The sequence below is a fragment of the Bdellovibrio bacteriovorus genome (genome assembly GCF_002208115.1).
Taxonomy (GTDB): Bacteria; Bdellovibrionota; Bdellovibrionia; order Bdellovibrionales; family Bdellovibrionaceae; genus Bdellovibrio; species Bdellovibrio bacteriovorus_C.
This window is the reverse complement of record NZ_CP020946.1, coordinates 2,982,058-2,999,604: the sequence shown is the minus strand read 5'-3', so window position 1 is coordinate 2,999,604 and position 17,547 is coordinate 2,982,058. Positions and strand designations below refer to the sequence as shown.

Genomic DNA, 17,547 nt, shown 5'->3' with positions numbered 1-17,547 from the left:
ATTTTATTGGTCCAGCAAACTTGTGTTTACAGACAGAAGTATTTGAAGATGACGTTTATGAAATACACCACTCTGTCAAAAACCATTTTGTTCTGTTTTCTGACTGCAAATCTGATCGGTTGTGCCAAGGGCAGTGTTTCTACGTTGTCCACCGGGAATTCCACAACGGCTATTGAGACTCCTCACGGCGAAGCTGGTGATGAAAACGCTACTGGAAATCCTGCGGTGCCGGAAATCACAGACCCTTCCATTTTTCGTCTGGATCGGGAAGTGAAGAAGTTTCAAGCTCGCTACGGGCTTGAATCAGCCTCTGAAAAATCCACTGACAACAAAGGTCTTGGTGATACGAATCTATGGGGAACAAGAAATTTTCGGGTGGTTCTGCACGGAGTTTTGTATCGTGGGGGAGCGAATAATAAATATTTTGACCCGCCACGATCCAATACCAATCCGTTGCCAGCCACCGGTTTGAACAATTTGTGCAAAGAGGATTTTTCGGCGGCGGTGTATCTGTATTCTGAGAATTTTTCCACCGCGCAAAAAAGTGTGAAGTGCAAGAATACCGATCATCAGGATCAGACCCTGACATACAAGCAGTATGCAGCGGCCGGCGAGAACGAAAAGATTCTTGCGATGGTCTATGACCGGATCAAAGGAAAATCAAACGGGCCCATCTATGCGCATTGTTGGAACGGCTGGCATTCTTCGGGATTGATTTCGGGAATGGCCTTAAAGCAGTTCTGCGGCTGGTCCAATGAGAAAGTGGATGCCTATTGGATGAAAAATACCGATGGCAACAATCAAGGATTTGAAACGATTAGAAAAAGACTTCGAGATTTCAAGCCCCTCGTGAAATTCTCAATCAGCGCAGAGGAAAGAAGCCTGATATGTCCTGAGACGTATTAAGGTGTTCCGTGGAACCGCAGGACCTTTCCAAGGAACGTCCTGGTTCTTTCACTCTCGGCGCGGTTGAATATTTTCTCCGGCGGCCCTTGCTCGACGACCTGGCCTTCATCCATAAATAGGATGCGATCACTGACTTGTCGGGCAAAACCCATCTCGTGGGTCACAATCACCATGGTCTTTCCACTGTGCGCCAGCGACTTGATCACGTCCAGGACTTCTCCGACCATTTCCGGATCCAGAGCCGATGTCGGTTCATCAAACAACATCACTTGCGGCTCCATGGCCAGCGCCCGGGCAATGGCCACACGCTGCTGCTGCCCTCCGGAAAGCTCGTGCGGGTAGCTGTCGGCTTTTTCGGCCAGGCCCACACGGGCCAGCAGTTCCCGGGCCTTGGCTTCGGCGGCATCCTTTGAAAGATGTTTTACCTTCATGGGTGCCAGCATAATGTTCTGTAAAGCCGTTTTGTGCGGGAAAAGATTGAAGCGCTGAAAGACCATGCCTACATGGGCGCGCAGCTTGTTCAGATCAGTACTTGGATTTGTGACTTCAAAACCGTCGACCCTGATGGTGCCCCCTTGGGCGATTTCCAGGGCATTGATGCATCTTAAAAATGTGCTTTTGCCAGATCCTGACGGGCCAATCACGCACACCACTTCGTTGTCCTTGATTTCACAGGACACGTTTTTTAAAACCTGGCGGCTGCCGAAAAATTTATCCAGGGCCTGAATCTGAATCATGCGGATTGGTACCTTTTCTCAAGACGATGAACTACATAGGACATGGCAAGGGTGATGATCAGATAAATTGCGGAAATGAACAGATACGGCTCCCAGTAGCGCGCATAAGCCCCGGCGGCCGTGCGGGCGGCATAAGCCAGTTCCGCCAGACCGATGGCCGACACCAGCGAAGAATCCTTTAGCAGGGTGATGGCTTCATTTCCCAAGGGAGGCAGCATGCGACGAAATGCCTGCGGAATGATAATGGACTTCATGGTGTGAAAATAGCCAAGGCCCAAAGATCTTGCCGCTTCAAACTGCCCGCGGTCGATCGACTGAATCCCGGCCCTGAAGATTTCGGCGATATAGGCCGCTGAATTAAGACTTAAAGCCAAAGCCCCGGAAATAAGCGCGCCGTATTCCCGTTTCAAATACAGAGCCACGTCACCTGAAATCAGCAGACCGTCCTCGGGATGGATCAGCAACGGAACAAGGGCGAAGTGAATCAGCAGGATTTGGACAAACAGCGGAGTGCCTCGGAAGAAGCCTATGTAAATTTGCGAGGGCAGGCGGACGAACATCTGAACCGGCCAGCGCCAGGGACCGCGCTCGATCCGGGCGATTTTTCCCAGCCCCAAAAGCAGGCCCAGCACGGTGCCAAAGAAGATTCCGATCAGGGTCAGTTGCAGGGTGGTGCTAAGCCCCTGCATGAAAAGAGGCCAGTATTCGATGATGATGTCAGTGCGAAACCACGAAAACATCAGTTCTTCTTTTCTCCGAAGTATTTTTTGAAGATGGTGTCGTAGGTGCCGTCTGCTTTGATGGCACTCAGTCCGTCATTGATTTTTTTCAGCAGTTCAGTGTTGCCCTTTTTGACGGCGATGCCGTACTGCTCTTTCGAAAAGCTGGTATCAGACAGAACTCTGAAGTCTTTCGGATTGTTGGCGAAGAAGTTATTGATAACTCCGTTGTCCGCCACCACTGCATCCACTCCTCCATTGATCAGCTCTTGCAGTGCCAGGGGAGTTCCTTCGAAGCGCTTGATGTTCGGGCTGGCGCGGCCCAAAAGGCGAGTGACGACCTCATCTCCAGTGGTTCCGATCTGAACGCCGACTTTCAGCTTTTTCAAGTCGTCAAACTTTGTGACTTTGGATGTATTCGGAACCGCGATCAGTTGGACGGCATCGAAGTAGGGCTCTGAAAAGTCCATGGATTTTTTTCGTTCATCATTGATAGTGATGGCGGAAATCAGGATGTCGCGGTCGCCGGATTCTAGCTGACTGAACAACCCCTCCCAAGGAGTGTTCACAATGTCCAATATCAGGTTTTGTTTGGCGGCGATGGCCTGGATGATTTCAATATCAAAGCCGCTGATGGTTTTATCGGCATTTTCGATTTCAAACGGGGCGTAGGCGGCGTCGGTTCCAACTGTGAGTTCTTTTTTTGTGGAAGTTTTTGCCACAGTATCGGCGGTCCCGGATTCTTTTTTGGTGCAACCCAAAGTCAATAGCAGAAGGCAACTGGTGATAAGAAGCGAAAGTCGTTTCATTCAAAATCCCCCGAAAATGTCTACTGGACCCGTCCACTTGACCACCGCTTCTGTTTTGAGTCAAATGTCATTTCGGGAGTAATTCATGAAATCCGTTCTGGTCAAGGTTGTCGGCTCGATTCTGCGCAGCCTGTTCATTTCCATCGTGATGTTTGTCATTGTTTTTTCGGTGATCACGCGTGAATTCCCGCCCAACTTCGGCAAACTTCAGGGAAGCTGGCAGAACCTGCAGCAGATGGCGCAGCTCAGTCGTCAGATTCATGATCAGAACAAGATTTTAAAATCACAGCAGGCGCAGGATGGTTTTGTCGAGGACGCCGATCTGGAAAAGCTGCAGGAGCTGAACTTGAAACGTGCCGAACTGGGTGCTGGTCTTTTAAGCGGCGAAGCCGTGGGGGTTTCGGCCTCTGCGGACACCGAGGCGCTTAAAGTCAGGGTCCAGGAACTTGAAAAGCAACTATTCCGTTTGCAGCAACGAGTGAACGAACTCGAAGCAGCCCGACCTTAGTCGTGTTATCAACACAACCCTAAGTCCTGTATCAGAGTGGGGCACTTGCTCCATTGTCTTTTATTTTTCACAATGATTCAGTGGCATTAGAAATATCAAAACTTAAAAATATCAAGATGTTGGTTCTCGACGTTGATGGCGTATTAACTGACACACGCGTGTGGTTTGATGGCACTGAATGGCGCCGCTTTTATTCCATCCGGGATGGCGTGGGCATCAAACGTCTTATGGAATCCGGTTACAAAATAGCAGTGATTACAGGCAGTAAGGCAGAGGACATTCGCGCGCGCGTGAAGGCTCTTGGTATTCAGTATTTCTATGAGGGTGCTCTCGACAAAGAGCCCTCTTTCTTGCAACTGCAGCAGGAATCCGGCCTGAAGCCTGAAGAGATGGCTTATGTTGGTGATGACATTTTTGATATTCCCATGATTGAAGCGGTGGCATTTGGAGCAACAGTTCCAGAGGCTGTCGATGAGGTTATGGAAGTGGCTGATTATGTGACCCGCAGACCTGGTGGTTTGGGGGCTGTTCGTGAAGTTTGTGATTACATCTATAAATACGGTGCATTTTCATCGGGTAGGTAAGACATGCTAAAAAATGGTTTCAAGGCCGCTCTCATCATAGTTCTTGCGCTGATGCTGCATAAGGCGGCTTTTGCGGAAGTGGTGAACCTTCCGACAGAGGAACTGGCACAGGAATCCGTGCTTCCTGTTTTCGACAAACCCGTTAGCGTGAAAAACCGCAACGTGGTGACAGCGGGCCGCTTTGAAGTCGATGGCTTCTATGGCTATGCGATGACAGAGCCGATTGCCAACGTTTCAAAGCTGGGCCTGGGTATCTATTACAACACCAGCGAAGCCCATGCCTGGGGTCTTTTGATTGCCAAAAATTTCGCAGGTCTTTCCAGCTATGCCGATCAACTGGATCAGCAGTTCGGTCTGGATTTCAGCCGTGCCCCGTCGCCAGAGATGACGATCATGGGTGATTACAACCTGAAGGCCTTCTACGGAAAAATGAGTCTGACCAAATCCCTGGTGTTCAACACGCTTCTTTACGGTTCCGCTTCAGTGGGGGCGGTGAAGTTCGTGCACAAGACTTACCCGGCGGTGGCTGTCGGTATTGGTCAGAAATTCTATTTCACCAAGCAATGGGCCCTGCGCTTCGATCTGCGCCTTTATGCCAACCAGGCTCCGATCCCGTTCCTGAACGGGGCGCTGAAACCCAGCGATCCCAAACCTGATTACAATGATTTCCAAGAACGTCTAACCTACACTACAAACCTGGATGTGGGTTTGTCTTATCTGTTCTAAGAGGAGCTGACAGATGTTAAGCAGAAAACTCACTTCTCTGGTAATTGTGTCCCTGGCGCTCCTAGTGCCGGGCCTGGGTCATGCCCAGTCTGAAGGTGACGAACTGGATGTGATCGAACTGGAGCTGGAAAAAGAAGCGCCAAGACAGCAGCCGTCCATTTCTGATTCCACTCCGTCTTATCAGGAGACCGCTCCGAAAGACAATACGCTGACGGACTTTTCGGGCCTGGGGACCTTGGCTCCCTTCCAGGAAATTTCCATCATTCAAAAACGCTTCCTGCCTAAAACCGGCCGTTTCCAGTTGTTTGGTGGTTTGACGACAGTGACGAATGATCCGTTCTTCCTGACATTCGGTGGGGTGGCGAAAGCCAGCTACTTTATGTCTGAAAGCTGGGGTCTGGAACTGAACTATTTCGGTCTGACCACTTCCAATCGTCAGGCGACTGATGAACTGCGCGAAATCAACGGCGTTTCCACCGAGAATCTGGTTTATCCAAAATCCTTTATCGGTGTGGATCTGATGTATGTGCCGGTTTACGGAAAAATGACCTGGTTCAATGAAACGATCGTTCCGTTTGACCTGTACCTGTCTGCCGGCTACGGCAACACTGAGACCCAGTCCGGTGAAAGCGCAGGTACTGTGCATCTGGCGGCAGGGCAGATTTTTGCCTTGAGCAAAGCCTATGCGGTTCGCTGGGATTTCAGTTGGAACTTCTTCAATGCCAAAGGCATCGACGGATCGACAAATTCTTTCAACAACCTCTTCCTTACCGTGGGTATGAGTTGGTTCTTCCCGGAGGCTAGTTACCGATGAAGAAATTATTACCTCTCCTGATTGCCGCAAGTATCGCAGTTCCGGTGGTGGGCGATGCCCAACAGCGTAAAACACTGAAAAAGCAGCCAGCTCCGGCACGTCGTGCAGCTCCGCTTGTATCGGGGAACACCCGTGAAGCCACTCTGAGAAACCAACTGAGCAACGCCCTTCGCATGGCGCAAAGCGGGCAGTATGAATCCGCAGCCAATGCGCTGTTCTCGCTCAGTCGCCGTTCTGAACTGGCTTCCGAGCGTCCGCAGATCAAGTACATCCTGGGCACCATGCTGGTTGAGTTGAAACTGTATCAGACGGCCGCCTTCCAGTTCGTGGATGTGATCCGCATGAAGCATCCAAAGTACTCCAAAATGGCCATCGAAAAGCTGTCTGTTGTTGCTGATACCCTTGGTGATGACACGATCCTGAACTACGCGATTTCCCGTGTGGACTTGAATGACTTCCCGGCGAATCTGCGCGACATGATCAACTTCCGTCTGGGGGAGATCCGTCTGCGCAACCGCGAATTTGCCAAAGCGGCGGACCTGTTCAGTCGTGTTTCTCCGACCAGCAGCTATTACTTCCAGGCGTTGTACGCAAAGGGTCTGGCAGAGCTTGAAGCCAACCAGCCGTCTTTGGCTGTTGGCACCTTCAACAAAATGCTCGATGCCCGCCGTCGTGCTCCGGTGACGGACACGAACAAAGTGGCGGCACAAATGGGTCTGGCCCGCGCACTTTATCAAAAGCAGGATTGGGATGCTTCCGTGGAAGCTTACTCCCAGGTTCCCCGCGACACTTTGATGTGGCATGACGCGGTCTTTGAGCAGAGCTGGGCGATGCTGCGTGCGGCGCGCTTCCGTTCCTCTTTGAGTAACTTCCAAACTCTCCACTCGGCATATTACGAAGACTTCTATATGCCGGAGAGCTTGCTTTTGCGCTCAATCGTATACCTGTACATCTGTAAGTACGACGAGATGGAAAAGGTCCTGAGCCTGTTTGAAAAAACATACGGCCCGGTCCGCTCCAAAATCGGCGACTTCCTGAAATCTTCCAACGAAGCCGGAACCTTCTATGCAGAGGTCGAAAAAGCCCACTTGATGAAGACCACGGACAAGTCGGCGAACCTGCGACTGCCATACATCGTTCTAAGAAACGTGCTGGATCAGGGGGATGTGAAGCGTTCGATGCACTATTTGGAAAAGCTGAACCAGGAAAAAGCGCGTGTGGAATCCAATTCCTCATTCCGTGCTTCTCCGCTGGGTCAGTATTCCCTGAAGATCCTTGCAAACCGCAGCAAAAACACCAAATTTGCCATCGGCGACATGGTCAAAGCGCATCTGTTGAATATGCGTGTGGAACTGCGTGATCTTTACGAACAGGCCGGATTCATCCGTTACGAGATGATCACGGGCCGTAAGGAAAGCATCAAAAAGAAAATCGCGGGTAAAGACATCAGCGGTGACCAGATCGATGAAAACGTGAACCGCAAGTTCTACATCGAAAACGGTTACGAGTACTATCCGTTCCAGGGTGAGTACTGGCTGGATGAAGTTGGAAACTACCACTACCTTGGAAAACAGAGCTGCGAGTAAAGTATGAAAATCAACAGGCATCAACTTCTTGTTTCCGGATTTATGAGTCTTGTTCTGGCGTCCACTGCGGGCGCTCAGACCAAAACTGTTAAGACCACCAAAACCGTCAAGAAAAAGACTGTCGGTGAACTGTTGTCCCAGGCCAACGATGGCAGTCGCGGCGGCAGGGTGCAGATGTCCAAGACGGACACGTCACTGCCTTCAGCGAACATGGGTTTCAAGCAGGATGTTCAGAACTACAATCTGGAATCCGTGAAACCTCCACGCTCTTCTGAAATCATGCAAAGAGACAGCGGCAACGGTCAGGCCGAGTACGAACGGGTCCTGGATCAGCAGATCCGCGAACTGTACAAGCTGACACAAAAATTCAAAACCAGCCCGAACCGCGGTGAACTGTGGTTGCGTCTGGCCGAACTGTATGTTGAAAAAGCCAGTCTGATTGATTCCCGCAAACAGGATGAATACGACGCAAAACTGCGTGCGTTCCAGGCCGGCAAAACCAAATCCAAACCTCGTCTGGATACGGCGGAAGCCCGCGAATACAACAAAAAAGCCGTTCAGCTTTATGAATGGTTCCAGCGTGACTTCCCGCGCGACGAGAAGATGAGCCAGGCGCTCTTCTTCCTGGGTTACAACTATTTCGAGCTGGGTGAAGTAAAAAAAGGTGCGGATTACTATGAAAAACTGACCCGCGGCTATCCGAATTCCCAGTTTGTCGGCGAGGCGCACTTTGCCCTGGCTGAATATTATTTTGAAAATGAAAAATGGGCGAATGCCTATAAAGAATATTCTTTCCTGATCAAGGAAAAGAAACACCGTTTGCACACCTTTGCCCTGTACAAGGGTTCATGGTGTTTGTTCCGTCTGGGCAAGGTTCAGCAGGCGATGACGTATCTTGAATACATCATCAAAGCCGGCAAGAACGAAACTGGCGATCAACTGGCAAGCCGTATGAAAGTGAACCGCACACGTCTTGAGGGCGAGGCCCTGCGTGACATCGTGGTGTTCTATGCGGAAGGCGGCGATCCAAACAAGGCGGCGGACTACTTCAAGAACCTTGTGGGCAACAACTACAGCCCTTATCTGGAAAGACTGGCGTATCAGTATTCTGATCGCGGTAACAAAGATGCTTCCCGTGATGTGTTCAAACTTCTGATTTCCCAGAACCCGACAGCACCCAAAGCTTTCGAGTACCAGTATCAGATCGTGCAAAACTACTTCTATGCGAAGAACACGCAGCGCTTTAAAACCGAGCTTTACGGCTGGGTGAAAGACTATGACTCCACCGGAGCATGGTATGCTGCCAATAAAGGCAACAAAGAGCTGATTGAAAATTCCTATAAACTGCGTGAAACCACGCTGCGCAACTATGTTTTGCAGCAGCACCAGACTGCGCAGAACTCCCGTGCCCAGTATTCGCAATCCCAGGCTTACGAAGGTTACCAGTTGTACCTGCGTGAATTCCCGGATTCAGCGACGGTGGCGGACATGCACTTCTACTTCGGTGAATTGCTGTACGATATGGGCAAATACGATGAAGCCTCCATGCAGTACAAATGGGTGGTGGATAACGCCCCTCAAAGCAAGTTCTATGGCAAAGCCGCGCAGAACTTGATCTTGTCTGTCGAGCGCAGCATCCCGTCCGATCAGGAAATGCAAAAACGCGTGGGGAATTCCACCGATCCGGTTCCTTTGGAGCCGAAAGTGGACCGCTTTATCAAAGCCGGTCAGTGGTACGTGGAAAAGTTCCCAACGTCTGAAAAAGCCGTGGAAATCAAATTCCGTATGGGCCGTTTGTACTATCAAAGCAATCACTTTGATCAGGCGACGACTCACTTCCGTGACATCGTGAAGCAGCATCCGAACACCAAATATGCGGAATATTCAGCCAACTTGTTGCTGGATATTTACAATCTCAGAAAAGACTATGTGGGATTGGAAAAAACCGGGGCCGAACTTCTGGCTGTTCCGGGCATTGCTTCCTCCAAAGCGGGCGCGGACATCCGTGGCGTGATGGAAAAGGCGTCCTTCAAACGCGGGCAGGATCTGGAGCTTGAAAAGAAATACGCAGACAGTGCGCAGGTGTTTGAGTCCTTCGCGAAACAAAATCCGAAGTCCAATCTGGCAGCCAATGCGAACTTCAATGCGGCCGTGAACTATGAGCGTGCAGGCATGAATGCGCCGGCGATCGCGGCTTATCAGGGCGTTTTGACATCAAAAGATCCGGCAGCGGATAAATTGAAGCCAAAAGCCCGCCGTTTGCTGGCGAAGCTTTATCAGGATTCTGCTCAGTTCGAGGAAGCAGCCAAACTTTACCGTCAGGCGGCTCAAGAAAATCCAACTGATTCCCTGGCTCCGAACCTGATGTTCAATGCGGCGGTATTGTATGAGGCTCTGGGTAAATCGGATGAAGCCATCCGTTCTTACACGGACTTCACCAAAATGAACAAAAAACACAGCGACAACGTTGAGGCAGTTTTCAGCATGGCCCAGATCCATCGCAAAGCCGGTCAGACCGGGGCGGCGATTGCCCGCTACACGGAATACGTGGAAGCCGGCGGACGTGATCAGGAGCGGGTGGTTGAAAGTGCTTACTGGGTCAGTGAGCTTTCGGCTCGTCAAAGAGCGACGACCAGAGCCCAGGAATGGCGCCAGAAAACTTTGGCAATCCAAAAGCGCTTTGCGCCTAACAAGAAGGGTGTGGGTGCGACTTACGCCGCCCGTATCAAGCTGGCTGAAGCAGAGGACACTTTCAAAGAGATGAAATCCGTGACCTTCCCTAAAGATCCGGCCAAACAAAAGGCAGCGGCTGACAAAAAAGTCGCGCTGCTGACCAAGTTGACCGGAGAGCTTGCGGAAGTGATCAAGTTTGACAGCGCGGAAGAAATCGTAAGCTCGCTTTCGATTCTGGGCGCCGCCAACCTGAACATGGCTCAGGCGATCATCAATGCGCCACTGCCTCCAGGCTTGAACGCAGAAGAAACCAAGCAGTACAAAGCCGGTGTGGAAAAGTTCGCAGAGCCGTTCAACACCAAGGCTCGTGAAAGTTACAAGGCCACAGTGGATCGCGGTCTGGAACTGGAAGTGTACAACGACGGGTTCAAGTCTGCTTACGAGTTTATGAACAGCAAGGATCCGAAGGGTTATTACAACGGTGGCGAAGTGGGCTCTGACATTCGTCTGGTGAATTGGATAGGTCAATAATGAAAAGAATAATCACTTGTTTCAGTTTGCTGGCACTGGCGGCTTGTTCTTCCAGTCCAACCAAAGAGACCCCTGAAGAAACCAAAACGGCGGTGGCGGAAGCCCCTAAGGTTGAGGTTGACGAGTTTAAGGATCTGGAAAAGGTCGAGCCGGTTCGTCCGGTGACTCCGCCGGCACCTTCCCAGTATGCGGCGTTGAATGAGGCGATCAAATCCCAGTCTGACGAAAGAATCTATCAGGCGTCGACTCAGATTCTGACCCAGTCCCCGAATGATGCCCGGGCCCTGAATGCCCTGGCGATGTATCACTATAAGCGCGGCCGCTTTGATCTGTGCCGCTATCTTTTGGGGAAAGCCATCAGCTCCAGCCCCAAAACAGCAGAGCTTTACTCCAATCTGGGCATCGTCCAGTTGGCGCAGAACGAACGCCGTGATGCTGTGAAGTCCTTCCGCAAGGCTTTGGACATTAACAATGACGAAGCAGTGGCGGCAGCAAATCTGGGTGCGATCTATGTTCAGGAGCGTGACTTCGCTAAGGCCGGTGTTGTGCTTGAGACCGCTTATCGTAAGGGTGTGCGTGATCCTCGCGTTTTGAACAACTATGGAATTGCTCTGACGGCTCAGGGGAAACTGGACCGTGCAGAGGAAATGTATAAAGCGGCACTGAAAGACAGCGGTAACAACAAAGAGGTTCTGTTCAACTACGCTATTCTGCTGGTCGATCATATGCAGAAGTATCAGGACGGTTTGGAAGTCATTAACAGACTAAAGTTTGTAGGTGGACCTGCAGATAGCCGTAATCGCATTATTGCTTTGGAAAATAAGGCGAAAGCTGGGATAAAATAGAGTGAAGGATCGGGTGAGGACTATGTTGCGATACGTAAGACACATGACAATTATGCTGGCCGCACTTTTCATTTTCGAAGTGAGCCATGCGCAGTCATCCTCTCGGTCCACGACGACCACGACCACAACAACGACAACCACCACGAAGAAGAAAGCGACGCTGAACTTCGAGGACGAGTTGGTTGAAGGGTCGACGCAGAAGCCGGAACTGTTTTATCTCTTTCAGAAGAAAAACTTCAACTATAAGAGATTGATCAAGTTGAGAGAAAACTTTTTACCCGAGATGAGACGAACAACAGAGGATATCCAGCGGGTCCGGGGTGCTAATTGAGATCGCCGTTAATATTTAGAATTTTTAAAAACAATCAGCTCGTTGGTGTTAAACAGTTCGATCAGGATCAAATCGTGGTCGGGCACAATGCCGAAGTGCATCTGGATCTGGATGCCGACGGAGTTTCACCAATCCACTGTCTGATCGAACTTCGTGACAACGGATGGTATGTCTGTGATTTGGGTTCCTCTCAAGGGACTTTCAAAAACGGGCAGGCTGTTCTGGATGAAGCCATCGCTTCTGGCGATGAAATCGAAGTGGGTCCTTTCCGTATTGCCTTCTTTGTGGGTGTGCCGAAACCTAAAGTGGTTCCGGGCGCGCCAGCTTCTGAAGCTGCGGCTCCTGTTGCTGAAGTGCCAGCACCACCTCCGCCAAAGCCGGAACCATCCATGCCGCCTGCGGCCGTGGTGAAGACCGAGGAAATCAAAGTCACTCCGGTGATCCCGGCGGTGACACCGAGTATTCCAGTGGAAGCTCCAAAGGCCGAGGAAAAGCCTGTTCTGACTGCGGTTCCGGTAAAACCTGAAATCCGCAAAGAGCGCACTTCTTACAAAAAAGCCAAAAAGAGCAAAACATTCGCTCCTCCAAGCGAGATTCAGAATCTGAAATCGCACCTGAAGCCGGGCAAAGGCACGACGGTCGAGGTTCTGGTCACCTGGAAAGAGCGCATCCTTACGACTTATCATTTCAAGGGCAACAAAACCATCCGCGTGAATGCGGGCGGGGACTTGTCTGTGGCTCTTCCTGACGGACTGGTGCCGCGCGGTTATCCGCTGCTGGACATGTCTGCGGGTCTGCGTGTGAACACCACCAACGAGATGGACACCGAGATGGTGATCTCTGGCGGCGTGATCCAGCACGTGGAAGACCTTGCCAAATCCGGCAAGGCGCAAAAGGGCGGCAACGGTTACAGCGTGCGTGTTGATCAGAATGAAATGCTGTGTGTGAATCTGCCGGGTGGAAACCTGTGCCTTTACATCCGCTTTGTTCCACAGGCGCCGACAGTTCCGATGCTTCCAATGATGCTTTCCGGTTCAGAAATGACCGGTGTGGCGATGTCATTGATCATTGTGGGTTTGCTGGCGCTGTATATCTCCGCAACAACCCCGAAAGACTGGCAGGAAAACAAGCAGGAAGAGGTTCAGCGTATTGCCCAGGTGGTGTTCACAAATCCACCGCCGGCGCCAACGCCAACACCGACGCCTCCTCCGCCAGTGCCGCCGACTCCGCCGCCGCAGCCGGTGGCGACGCCGACTCCGCCTCCACCTAAGAAAGTGGTTGTGGCTGATGCGAACAAGGAAGCACAGAAAAAAGGAACGACCGGACAGCAGGCTCAGCGTGCCCAGGTGGCGGCAAGAGCCAGCGAAGTGGCGCCGAAGCCCAACGCGAAAGACCGTACCAAGAAGTTCACGTCCACTCGTCAGGGTGGCGCGATCAAAACGGGTAACACCGCTGGTGCGAATGCTCAGTCTTCCAACAAAGATCTTTCCAAAGTGGGTCTGTTCAGCGCCTTCGGTGGCGGGGGCAGTCGCGCCAACATCGACAAAGCGTACTCTGGAGCCGGTGAGGTTCTGGGTATGGCCGACAAGGCGACCGGAACTGCGGGCTTCAATGAAGACCGTGCGGGTGATGATCTGGGATCCAAATTCAAGGATGCCGGAGCAGGTGGAAAAGGGACCGCAACTCAAGGGATCGCCGGAATCGGCACCAAGGGTCGTGGGTCAGGTCAGGCTGCTTACGGTGCATCTGAGGGCTTCGGTTCGAAGACCACAGTGGCAATCGAAGGCGGTGGTGCTGAAGAATCCTTCGACGCTACCATTGATAAAGAAGCTATCCGTCGTGTGATCCGCTCTAAACTTAACGAGGTGAAAAGCTGCTACGAGCGTGCTTTGAACACTCTTGAGAAGGGCAAGAAGATGGAAGGTAAAGTGATTCTTGCTTGGGAGATCATCGAGCGAGGTCAGGCACGCAACGTGAAAGTTGTCGATTCCTCTCTGGGTAATCCGGGTGTGGAAGAATGTATCCGCCGTCGTCTGGCAAGCTGGGTGTTCCCAGAACCACCGACCGGAATGACAGCTGAAGTACAGGCGTACCCGTTTGTTTTGAATCAGGCTAATTAATTAAAGTTTTTAAGAAGGAGAACTTCCCGTGAACCCAACAGTTACAGTAGACAACATGAATTTCATCCAGCGTGCTTTCGCTGAGGGTGGCTTCGTCATGTACGTGATCGCAGTTATCGCCATCCTGGCGCTTTTTGTGATCATCGAAAGAATGATGAAGCTTAAAAATCTTGCCGTGGACAAAAAAGAGTTCACTGACCAGATCTTCAGAATGGTTGTAGCCGGCGACTTGCGCCAGGCCATCAGCTATTGTGATGCTCGTCCGGCTCCATTGACGAATACAGTAAAAGCCGGTCTTGTTCAGGCCATGAACAAGCGTCCTGATGAAGAAGTGCAAGTGGCAATGGATGCAGCAGTGATGCGCGAAATGCCAAAAGTTGAAGGTTGGACTTCCTTCCTGGCGGTCTTCGGTAACGTGGCCGTACTTGCGGGTCTTCTTGGAACGATCATCGGTATGATCGGTTCCTTCCGTGCGGTGGCGGCAGCCGATCCTGCAACCAAAGCTCTGGAACTTTCCAAAGGTATTTCCCACGCCCTGAACTGTACGGCGTTTGGTCTTTTGGTGGCGATCATCTCCATCGTGGCTTACGGTCTGTTCCAGCACCGCATCCAGAAAACAGAAAATGAAGTGGTTGAGACCAGCATGAGTCTGTTGAACCTGGTTGTTGCAAACAGAGAAAAAATCAAAGACTAACAGAGGTTTTCAATGGCTCACATAGATAGCGGCGATTCCAGCGGCAGAAAAAAGAATATCGAGCTGAACCTCGTGCCTTTCATCGACTTGATGAGCGTTCTTATCACGTTTCTGCTTATCACGGCCGTTTGGACTCAAGTGTCTATGATTCAAATTGGTAGTTCCCTCTATGGGAAGAAATCGGACACGCAACCCAATCCGACACCGCCACCAAACGCCGATGTGGTGCTGAAAGTGGATGTGAAGGAAATGGGTTATGTTTTAACTGTTGGGAAACAAGTGATCAGCCTTCCCATGGTGAACGAACAATTTGATGAAGCGGGTCTGGTGGCGCAACTGCAGCGTGTGAAGCAGCTGTATCCAGAAAAAGTGGATGCGATTGTTTCGGTTGCGGACGTCATCCCCTATGAACAACTCATCAAGGCAATGGATAACTGTCTGACCGCAGGGTTCTCGGCAATATCCGTGGCGACGGGAGGGCCGCAGTAATGGCCATCTTCAGACCTGGTGAACGTCATCGTTATCACAATATTTTAAGCAAACGAAAAGGGAAGCGTGATGTGACGGCTTTGTTGTCTTTGACAGCGATGGTCGACATGTTCACGGTTCTGGTTATCTTCCTGCTGCAGAACTACAATGCCACGGGTGAAATTCTTTATATCCCGAAGGAAGTTGTTCTGCCAAAAGCCACCAGCGTGCGCGAGCTGAAGCCCGCCCATGTTGTGACCATTTCCAGCAAAGAGATTCTGCTGGATAAGGATGTGGTGGCGACTTTTGAAGATGTCAAAGGCACGGAAGAGTGGCTGATTCCCAAGCTGAAAGACACTTTGTCTGAAGCTTTGGTGAAATCCCGTGCTGAACAGGAAGGCAAGCTTCAAAACAAGATCCGTGACGTGGTTGAAACCACTCGTGGAGAGGCGGAAGAGGATCCCAACGCCTGGAGCAAAGTCACAATTCAGGCCGACAAAGGCGTGGACTTCCTGACGGTAAAAAAGGTTCTGTTCACTGTGACAGAGGCCGGTGCCGGCGAAATCAACTTCGCGGTGACCAAGCTTCCGCAGGAAACGAATTCGAATTAAGAATAAAAATACATGAAAGCCCGGTGAAAACCGGGCTTTTTGTTTTTCATCCCGGTACAGCATCCGACGCGGAAGTTTTGACCACGGGTCCCTGATGGTTTAAGATTCTTGTCATCTATGGGTAAATATAAGAATTATATTTTTCTGGCTCTTCTCGTCGCTTTGTTCGTCGAGATTCTTATTATTTTCCCGTCGCATCTGGAGCACGAAGACGAGGTTGCCCTGCGCCAGCGGGTTGAAAAGCGCGACAAAGCCGCCAAGGAGCGCAAGAAAAAAGGTATCAAGGAAGAGTCCGGTCCCTCCAGTCTGGCCGAACAGAAAATGGGCGGAGTGCACTTGGTGGAAAGCCAGTCCGGCAATCGGGACTGGGAGCTGTTTGCTGTTTCCGCCGAGGGCAGTCAGGCTGGCGGCAAATGGGCTTTACAACAGGTGCGGGTGCTTTTCTATAACAAGGAAAAGCTGGAATTCACGGTGACCGGGGATGAAGGCACCATTGACGATAAGTCCAAAGATCTGAGTGTCATCGGCAATGTCGTGACCAAGTCCGAGAACGGCTATGTTTTCAAAACACCCTCGATTTTCTATTCGTCAAAAACCCGTCAAATCACCAGCCCTGAGCAGGTGCTGATGGAAGGGCCGCGGGACTCCTCCGGTGCCGGATTGTTCCTGAAGGGTGCCAGCATGCGTGTTCTGGTTGAGCAATCCAAGATGCTGATTCAGAACAAGGTGACGGCGCAAAAGCCAATGAAGGACGGAAAAACCTTTGATATTTCCGCCGACGGTGCAGAGTTCAGCGGTAAAAACCGCGAGGCCCGCTTTTTGGGGGCTGTTCGCATGAATTACGATAACATGAAGCTGGAAGGGCCCGAGGCCTCATTCCTTTACGGAAAAGGAGCCGATATTCTGAGTTCCGTGGCCGTGAAAGGCGGGGTCCGTGTCAGTGACGTGGACAAATTCGCCACTTCGGAAAGTGTGAACCTGGACCTGCTGGCAAATCAGTACACGTTCAAAGGTCGTCCAAAAGTGATTCAAAATAACGATGAACTGACGGGCGAGGAAATCGTCTTCCTTGAAGGCGGAAAAAAGGTTAAAGTGGAACGAGTACGTGCGAAGGTGGAGAATAAAGATCAATGAGCATGCTCACCATCAAAGACATTTCTAAGTCCTTTAAAAAGCGCAAGGTCGTTGATGGCGCCTCTTTTTCCGTCGAATCCGGTCAGGTTGTAGGCCTGCTGGGTCCGAACGGTGCCGGTAAGACCACTTCATTCTATATGGTCGTGGGTCTGGTTCAGCCGGATTCAGGCACGATCAATCTGGATGAAACCAACATCACCCAAGAACCCATGTACAAACGCGCACGGGTGGGGCTGAGTTATCTGGCTCAGGAGCCCAGCATCTTCCGCAAGCTGACGGTGGCTGAAAATATCATCGTGGCTCTGGAGGCTCATGGATATTCCGGGGCGTCCCGCTCTGAAAAGCTGGAACAGTTGATTGGGGACTTCCACGTGGGGCACATCCGCGACAGCTATGGTTATGCCCTGTCCGGGGGCGAGCGCCGTCGTGTGGAGATCGCCCGTGCTCTAGCTGGGTCGCCCAAGTTCATTCTTTTGGATGAGCCGTTTGCGGGGATCGATCCTATTGCGGTCGCCGACATCCAGAATATCATCCGCGAACTTAAGGCCAAAGGTATAGGAGTTCTGATCACGGATCACAACGTGCGTGAGACTTTGGGCATTTGCGATTATGCTTATATATTGAAGGACGGGAAGATTCAGGTCAGCGGAAGTTCTGATGAAATCGCAAATTCCGAATTGGCACGTAAGTTCTATCTCGGCGAAAACTTTAAGCTGTAAAGCCATCCCGGCTGTTACGGTTCTTGGGAAAG

18 protein-coding genes are annotated in these 17,547 nt (G+C 51.2%); 15 read left to right on the top strand and 3 right to left on the bottom strand.

Features of this window, described 5'->3' with window-relative positions; translation table 11 throughout:
• Positions 1-57: 57 nt before the first annotated feature.
• Entirely contained in the window at positions 58-906 is an 849-nt protein-coding gene (locus tag B9G79_RS14390; protein ID WP_157678791.1) for a hypothetical protein, read from the top strand.
• Here B9G79_RS14390 and B9G79_RS14385 read toward each other — a convergent pair.
• The 3 genes from B9G79_RS14385 to B9G79_RS14375 are packed head-to-tail and all read right to left on the bottom strand — an operon-like array spanning position 903 to position 3,171.
• A complete protein-coding gene (locus B9G79_RS14385) occupies positions 903-1,643 on the bottom strand; it encodes an amino acid ABC transporter ATP-binding protein (RefSeq protein WP_088566118.1) in 741 nt (246 codons plus the stop codon). The two genes, B9G79_RS14390 and B9G79_RS14385, sit on opposite strands and share 4 nt — an antisense overlap.
• Positions 1,640-2,383: an amino acid ABC transporter permease gene (locus tag B9G79_RS14380; protein ID WP_088566117.1), complete on the bottom strand. Its 744-nt coding sequence runs from the start codon at positions 2,381-2,383 to the stop codon at positions 1,640-1,642. The genes B9G79_RS14385 and B9G79_RS14380 overlap by 4 nt, the downstream gene beginning before the upstream one ends.
• Positions 2,383-3,171: a basic amino acid ABC transporter substrate-binding protein gene (locus B9G79_RS14375; RefSeq protein ID WP_088566116.1), complete on the bottom strand. Its 789-nt coding sequence runs from the start codon at positions 3,169-3,171 to the stop codon at positions 2,383-2,385. The genes B9G79_RS14380 and B9G79_RS14375 overlap by 1 nt, the downstream gene beginning before the upstream one ends.
• A gap of 85 nt (positions 3,172-3,256) precedes the next feature.
• Between B9G79_RS14375 and B9G79_RS14370 the strand changes: the two genes are divergently transcribed.
• From B9G79_RS14370 to lptB, 14 genes are all read left to right on the top strand, one after another.
• A complete protein-coding gene (locus B9G79_RS14370; RefSeq protein WP_088566115.1) occupies positions 3,257-3,679 on the top strand; it encodes a hypothetical protein in 423 nt (140 codons plus the stop codon).
• A gap of 116 nt (positions 3,680-3,795) precedes the next feature.
• Positions 3,796-4,263, top strand: coding sequence for a KdsC family phosphatase (locus tag B9G79_RS14365; protein WP_232468711.1), 468 nt, complete (start codon positions 3,796-3,798; stop codon positions 4,261-4,263).
• 3 nt (positions 4,264-4,266) lie between these two features.
• Entirely contained in the window at positions 4,267-4,989 is a 723-nt protein-coding gene (locus B9G79_RS14360; protein ID WP_088566114.1) for an outer membrane beta-barrel domain-containing protein, read from the top strand.
• A 13-nt stretch (positions 4,990-5,002) separates the two neighbouring features.
• On the top strand, positions 5,003-5,803 hold the full coding sequence (locus B9G79_RS14355; protein WP_088566113.1) for an outer membrane beta-barrel domain-containing protein: 801 nt from the start codon (positions 5,003-5,005) through the stop codon (positions 5,801-5,803).
• Complete coding sequence (locus B9G79_RS14350; RefSeq protein ID WP_088566112.1) at positions 5,800-7,389, top strand: tetratricopeptide repeat protein; 1,590 nt, start codon at positions 5,800-5,802, stop codon at positions 7,387-7,389. Before B9G79_RS14355 ends, B9G79_RS14350 begins: the two co-directional genes overlap by 4 nt.
• A 3-nt stretch (positions 7,390-7,392) precedes the next feature.
• Positions 7,393-10,593: a tetratricopeptide repeat protein gene (locus tag B9G79_RS14345; RefSeq protein ID WP_088566111.1), complete on the top strand. Its 3,201-nt coding sequence runs from the start codon at positions 7,393-7,395 to the stop codon at positions 10,591-10,593.
• Positions 10,593-11,438, top strand: coding sequence for a tetratricopeptide repeat protein (locus tag B9G79_RS14340; protein WP_088566110.1), 846 nt, complete (start codon positions 10,593-10,595; stop codon positions 11,436-11,438). The genes B9G79_RS14345 and B9G79_RS14340 overlap by 1 nt, the downstream gene beginning before the upstream one ends.
• Before the next feature lie 43 nt (positions 11,439-11,481).
• Entirely contained in the window at positions 11,482-11,769 is a 288-nt protein-coding gene (locus B9G79_RS14335) for a hypothetical protein (RefSeq protein ID WP_051026263.1), read from the top strand.
• Complete coding sequence (locus B9G79_RS14330) at positions 11,766-13,889, top strand: AgmX/PglI C-terminal domain-containing protein (RefSeq protein WP_088566109.1); 2,124 nt, start codon at positions 11,766-11,768, stop codon at positions 13,887-13,889. Before B9G79_RS14335 ends, B9G79_RS14330 begins: the two co-directional genes overlap by 4 nt.
• 28 nt (positions 13,890-13,917) lie before the next feature.
• Positions 13,918-14,583, top strand: coding sequence for a MotA/TolQ/ExbB proton channel family protein (locus B9G79_RS14325; protein WP_011163385.1), 666 nt, complete (start codon positions 13,918-13,920; stop codon positions 14,581-14,583).
• Positions 14,584-14,595: 12 nt separating this feature from the next.
• On the top strand, positions 14,596-15,072 hold the full coding sequence (locus tag B9G79_RS14320) for an ExbD/TolR family protein (protein ID WP_011163386.1): 477 nt from the start codon (positions 14,596-14,598) through the stop codon (positions 15,070-15,072).
• Positions 15,072-15,662, top strand: coding sequence for an ExbD/TolR family protein (locus B9G79_RS14315; protein ID WP_088566108.1), 591 nt, complete (start codon positions 15,072-15,074; stop codon positions 15,660-15,662). The genes B9G79_RS14320 and B9G79_RS14315 overlap by 1 nt, the downstream gene beginning before the upstream one ends.
• 117 nt (positions 15,663-15,779) lie before the next feature.
• The gene (lptC, locus tag B9G79_RS14310; protein WP_088566107.1) at positions 15,780-16,796 is read left to right on the top strand and encodes an LPS export ABC transporter periplasmic protein LptC; all 1,017 of its coding nucleotides are present in this window, start codon (positions 15,780-15,782) and stop codon (positions 16,794-16,796) included.
• The gene (lptB, locus tag B9G79_RS14305; RefSeq protein WP_011163389.1) at positions 16,793-17,515 is read left to right on the top strand and encodes an LPS export ABC transporter ATP-binding protein; all 723 of its coding nucleotides are present in this window, start codon (positions 16,793-16,795) and stop codon (positions 17,513-17,515) included. Before lptC ends, lptB begins: the two co-directional genes overlap by 4 nt.
• The last annotated feature ends 32 nt before the right edge of the window (positions 17,516-17,547 follow it).

Excerpts from the sequence above, each read along its gene's own strand:
- B9G79_RS14340 (WP_088566110.1), top strand. The coding sequence starts at position 10,593 with ATGAAAAGAATAATCACTTGTTTCAGTTTGCTGGCACTGGCGGCTTGT.
- B9G79_RS14320 (WP_011163386.1), top strand. The coding sequence starts at position 14,596 with ATGGCTCACATAGATAGCGGCGATTCCAGCGGCAGAAAAAAGAATATC.
- B9G79_RS14315 (WP_088566108.1), top strand. The coding sequence starts at position 15,072 with ATGGCCATCTTCAGACCTGGTGAACGTCATCGTTATCACAATATTTTA.
- B9G79_RS14360 (WP_088566114.1), top strand. The coding sequence starts at position 4,267 with ATGCTAAAAAATGGTTTCAAGGCCGCTCTCATCATAGTTCTTGCGCTG.
- B9G79_RS14390 (WP_157678791.1), top strand. The coding sequence starts at position 58 with ATGAAATACACCACTCTGTCAAAAACCATTTTGTTCTGTTTTCTGACT.
- B9G79_RS14385 (WP_088566118.1), bottom strand. The coding sequence starts at position 1,643 with ATGATTCAGATTCAGGCCCTGGATAAATTTTTCGGCAGCCGCCAGGTT.
- B9G79_RS14350 (WP_088566112.1), top strand. The coding sequence starts at position 5,800 with ATGAAGAAATTATTACCTCTCCTGATTGCCGCAAGTATCGCAGTTCCG.
- B9G79_RS14355 (WP_088566113.1), top strand. The coding sequence starts at position 5,003 with ATGTTAAGCAGAAAACTCACTTCTCTGGTAATTGTGTCCCTGGCGCTC.
- B9G79_RS14375 (WP_088566116.1), bottom strand. The coding sequence starts at position 3,171 with ATGAAACGACTTTCGCTTCTTATCACCAGTTGCCTTCTGCTATTGACT.
- B9G79_RS14365 (WP_232468711.1), top strand. The coding sequence starts at position 3,796 with ATGTTGGTTCTCGACGTTGATGGCGTATTAACTGACACACGCGTGTGG.
- B9G79_RS14335 (WP_051026263.1), top strand. The coding sequence starts at position 11,482 with ATGACAATTATGCTGGCCGCACTTTTCATTTTCGAAGTGAGCCATGCG.
- lptC (WP_088566107.1), top strand. The coding sequence starts at position 15,780 with ATGGGTAAATATAAGAATTATATTTTTCTGGCTCTTCTCGTCGCTTTG.
- B9G79_RS14370 (WP_088566115.1), top strand. The coding sequence starts at position 3,257 with ATGAAATCCGTTCTGGTCAAGGTTGTCGGCTCGATTCTGCGCAGCCTG.
- B9G79_RS14345 (WP_088566111.1), top strand. The coding sequence starts at position 7,393 with ATGAAAATCAACAGGCATCAACTTCTTGTTTCCGGATTTATGAGTCTT.
- lptB (WP_011163389.1), top strand. The coding sequence starts at position 16,793 with ATGAGCATGCTCACCATCAAAGACATTTCTAAGTCCTTTAAAAAGCGC.
- B9G79_RS14380 (WP_088566117.1), bottom strand. The coding sequence starts at position 2,383 with ATGTTTTCGTGGTTTCGCACTGACATCATCATCGAATACTGGCCTCTT.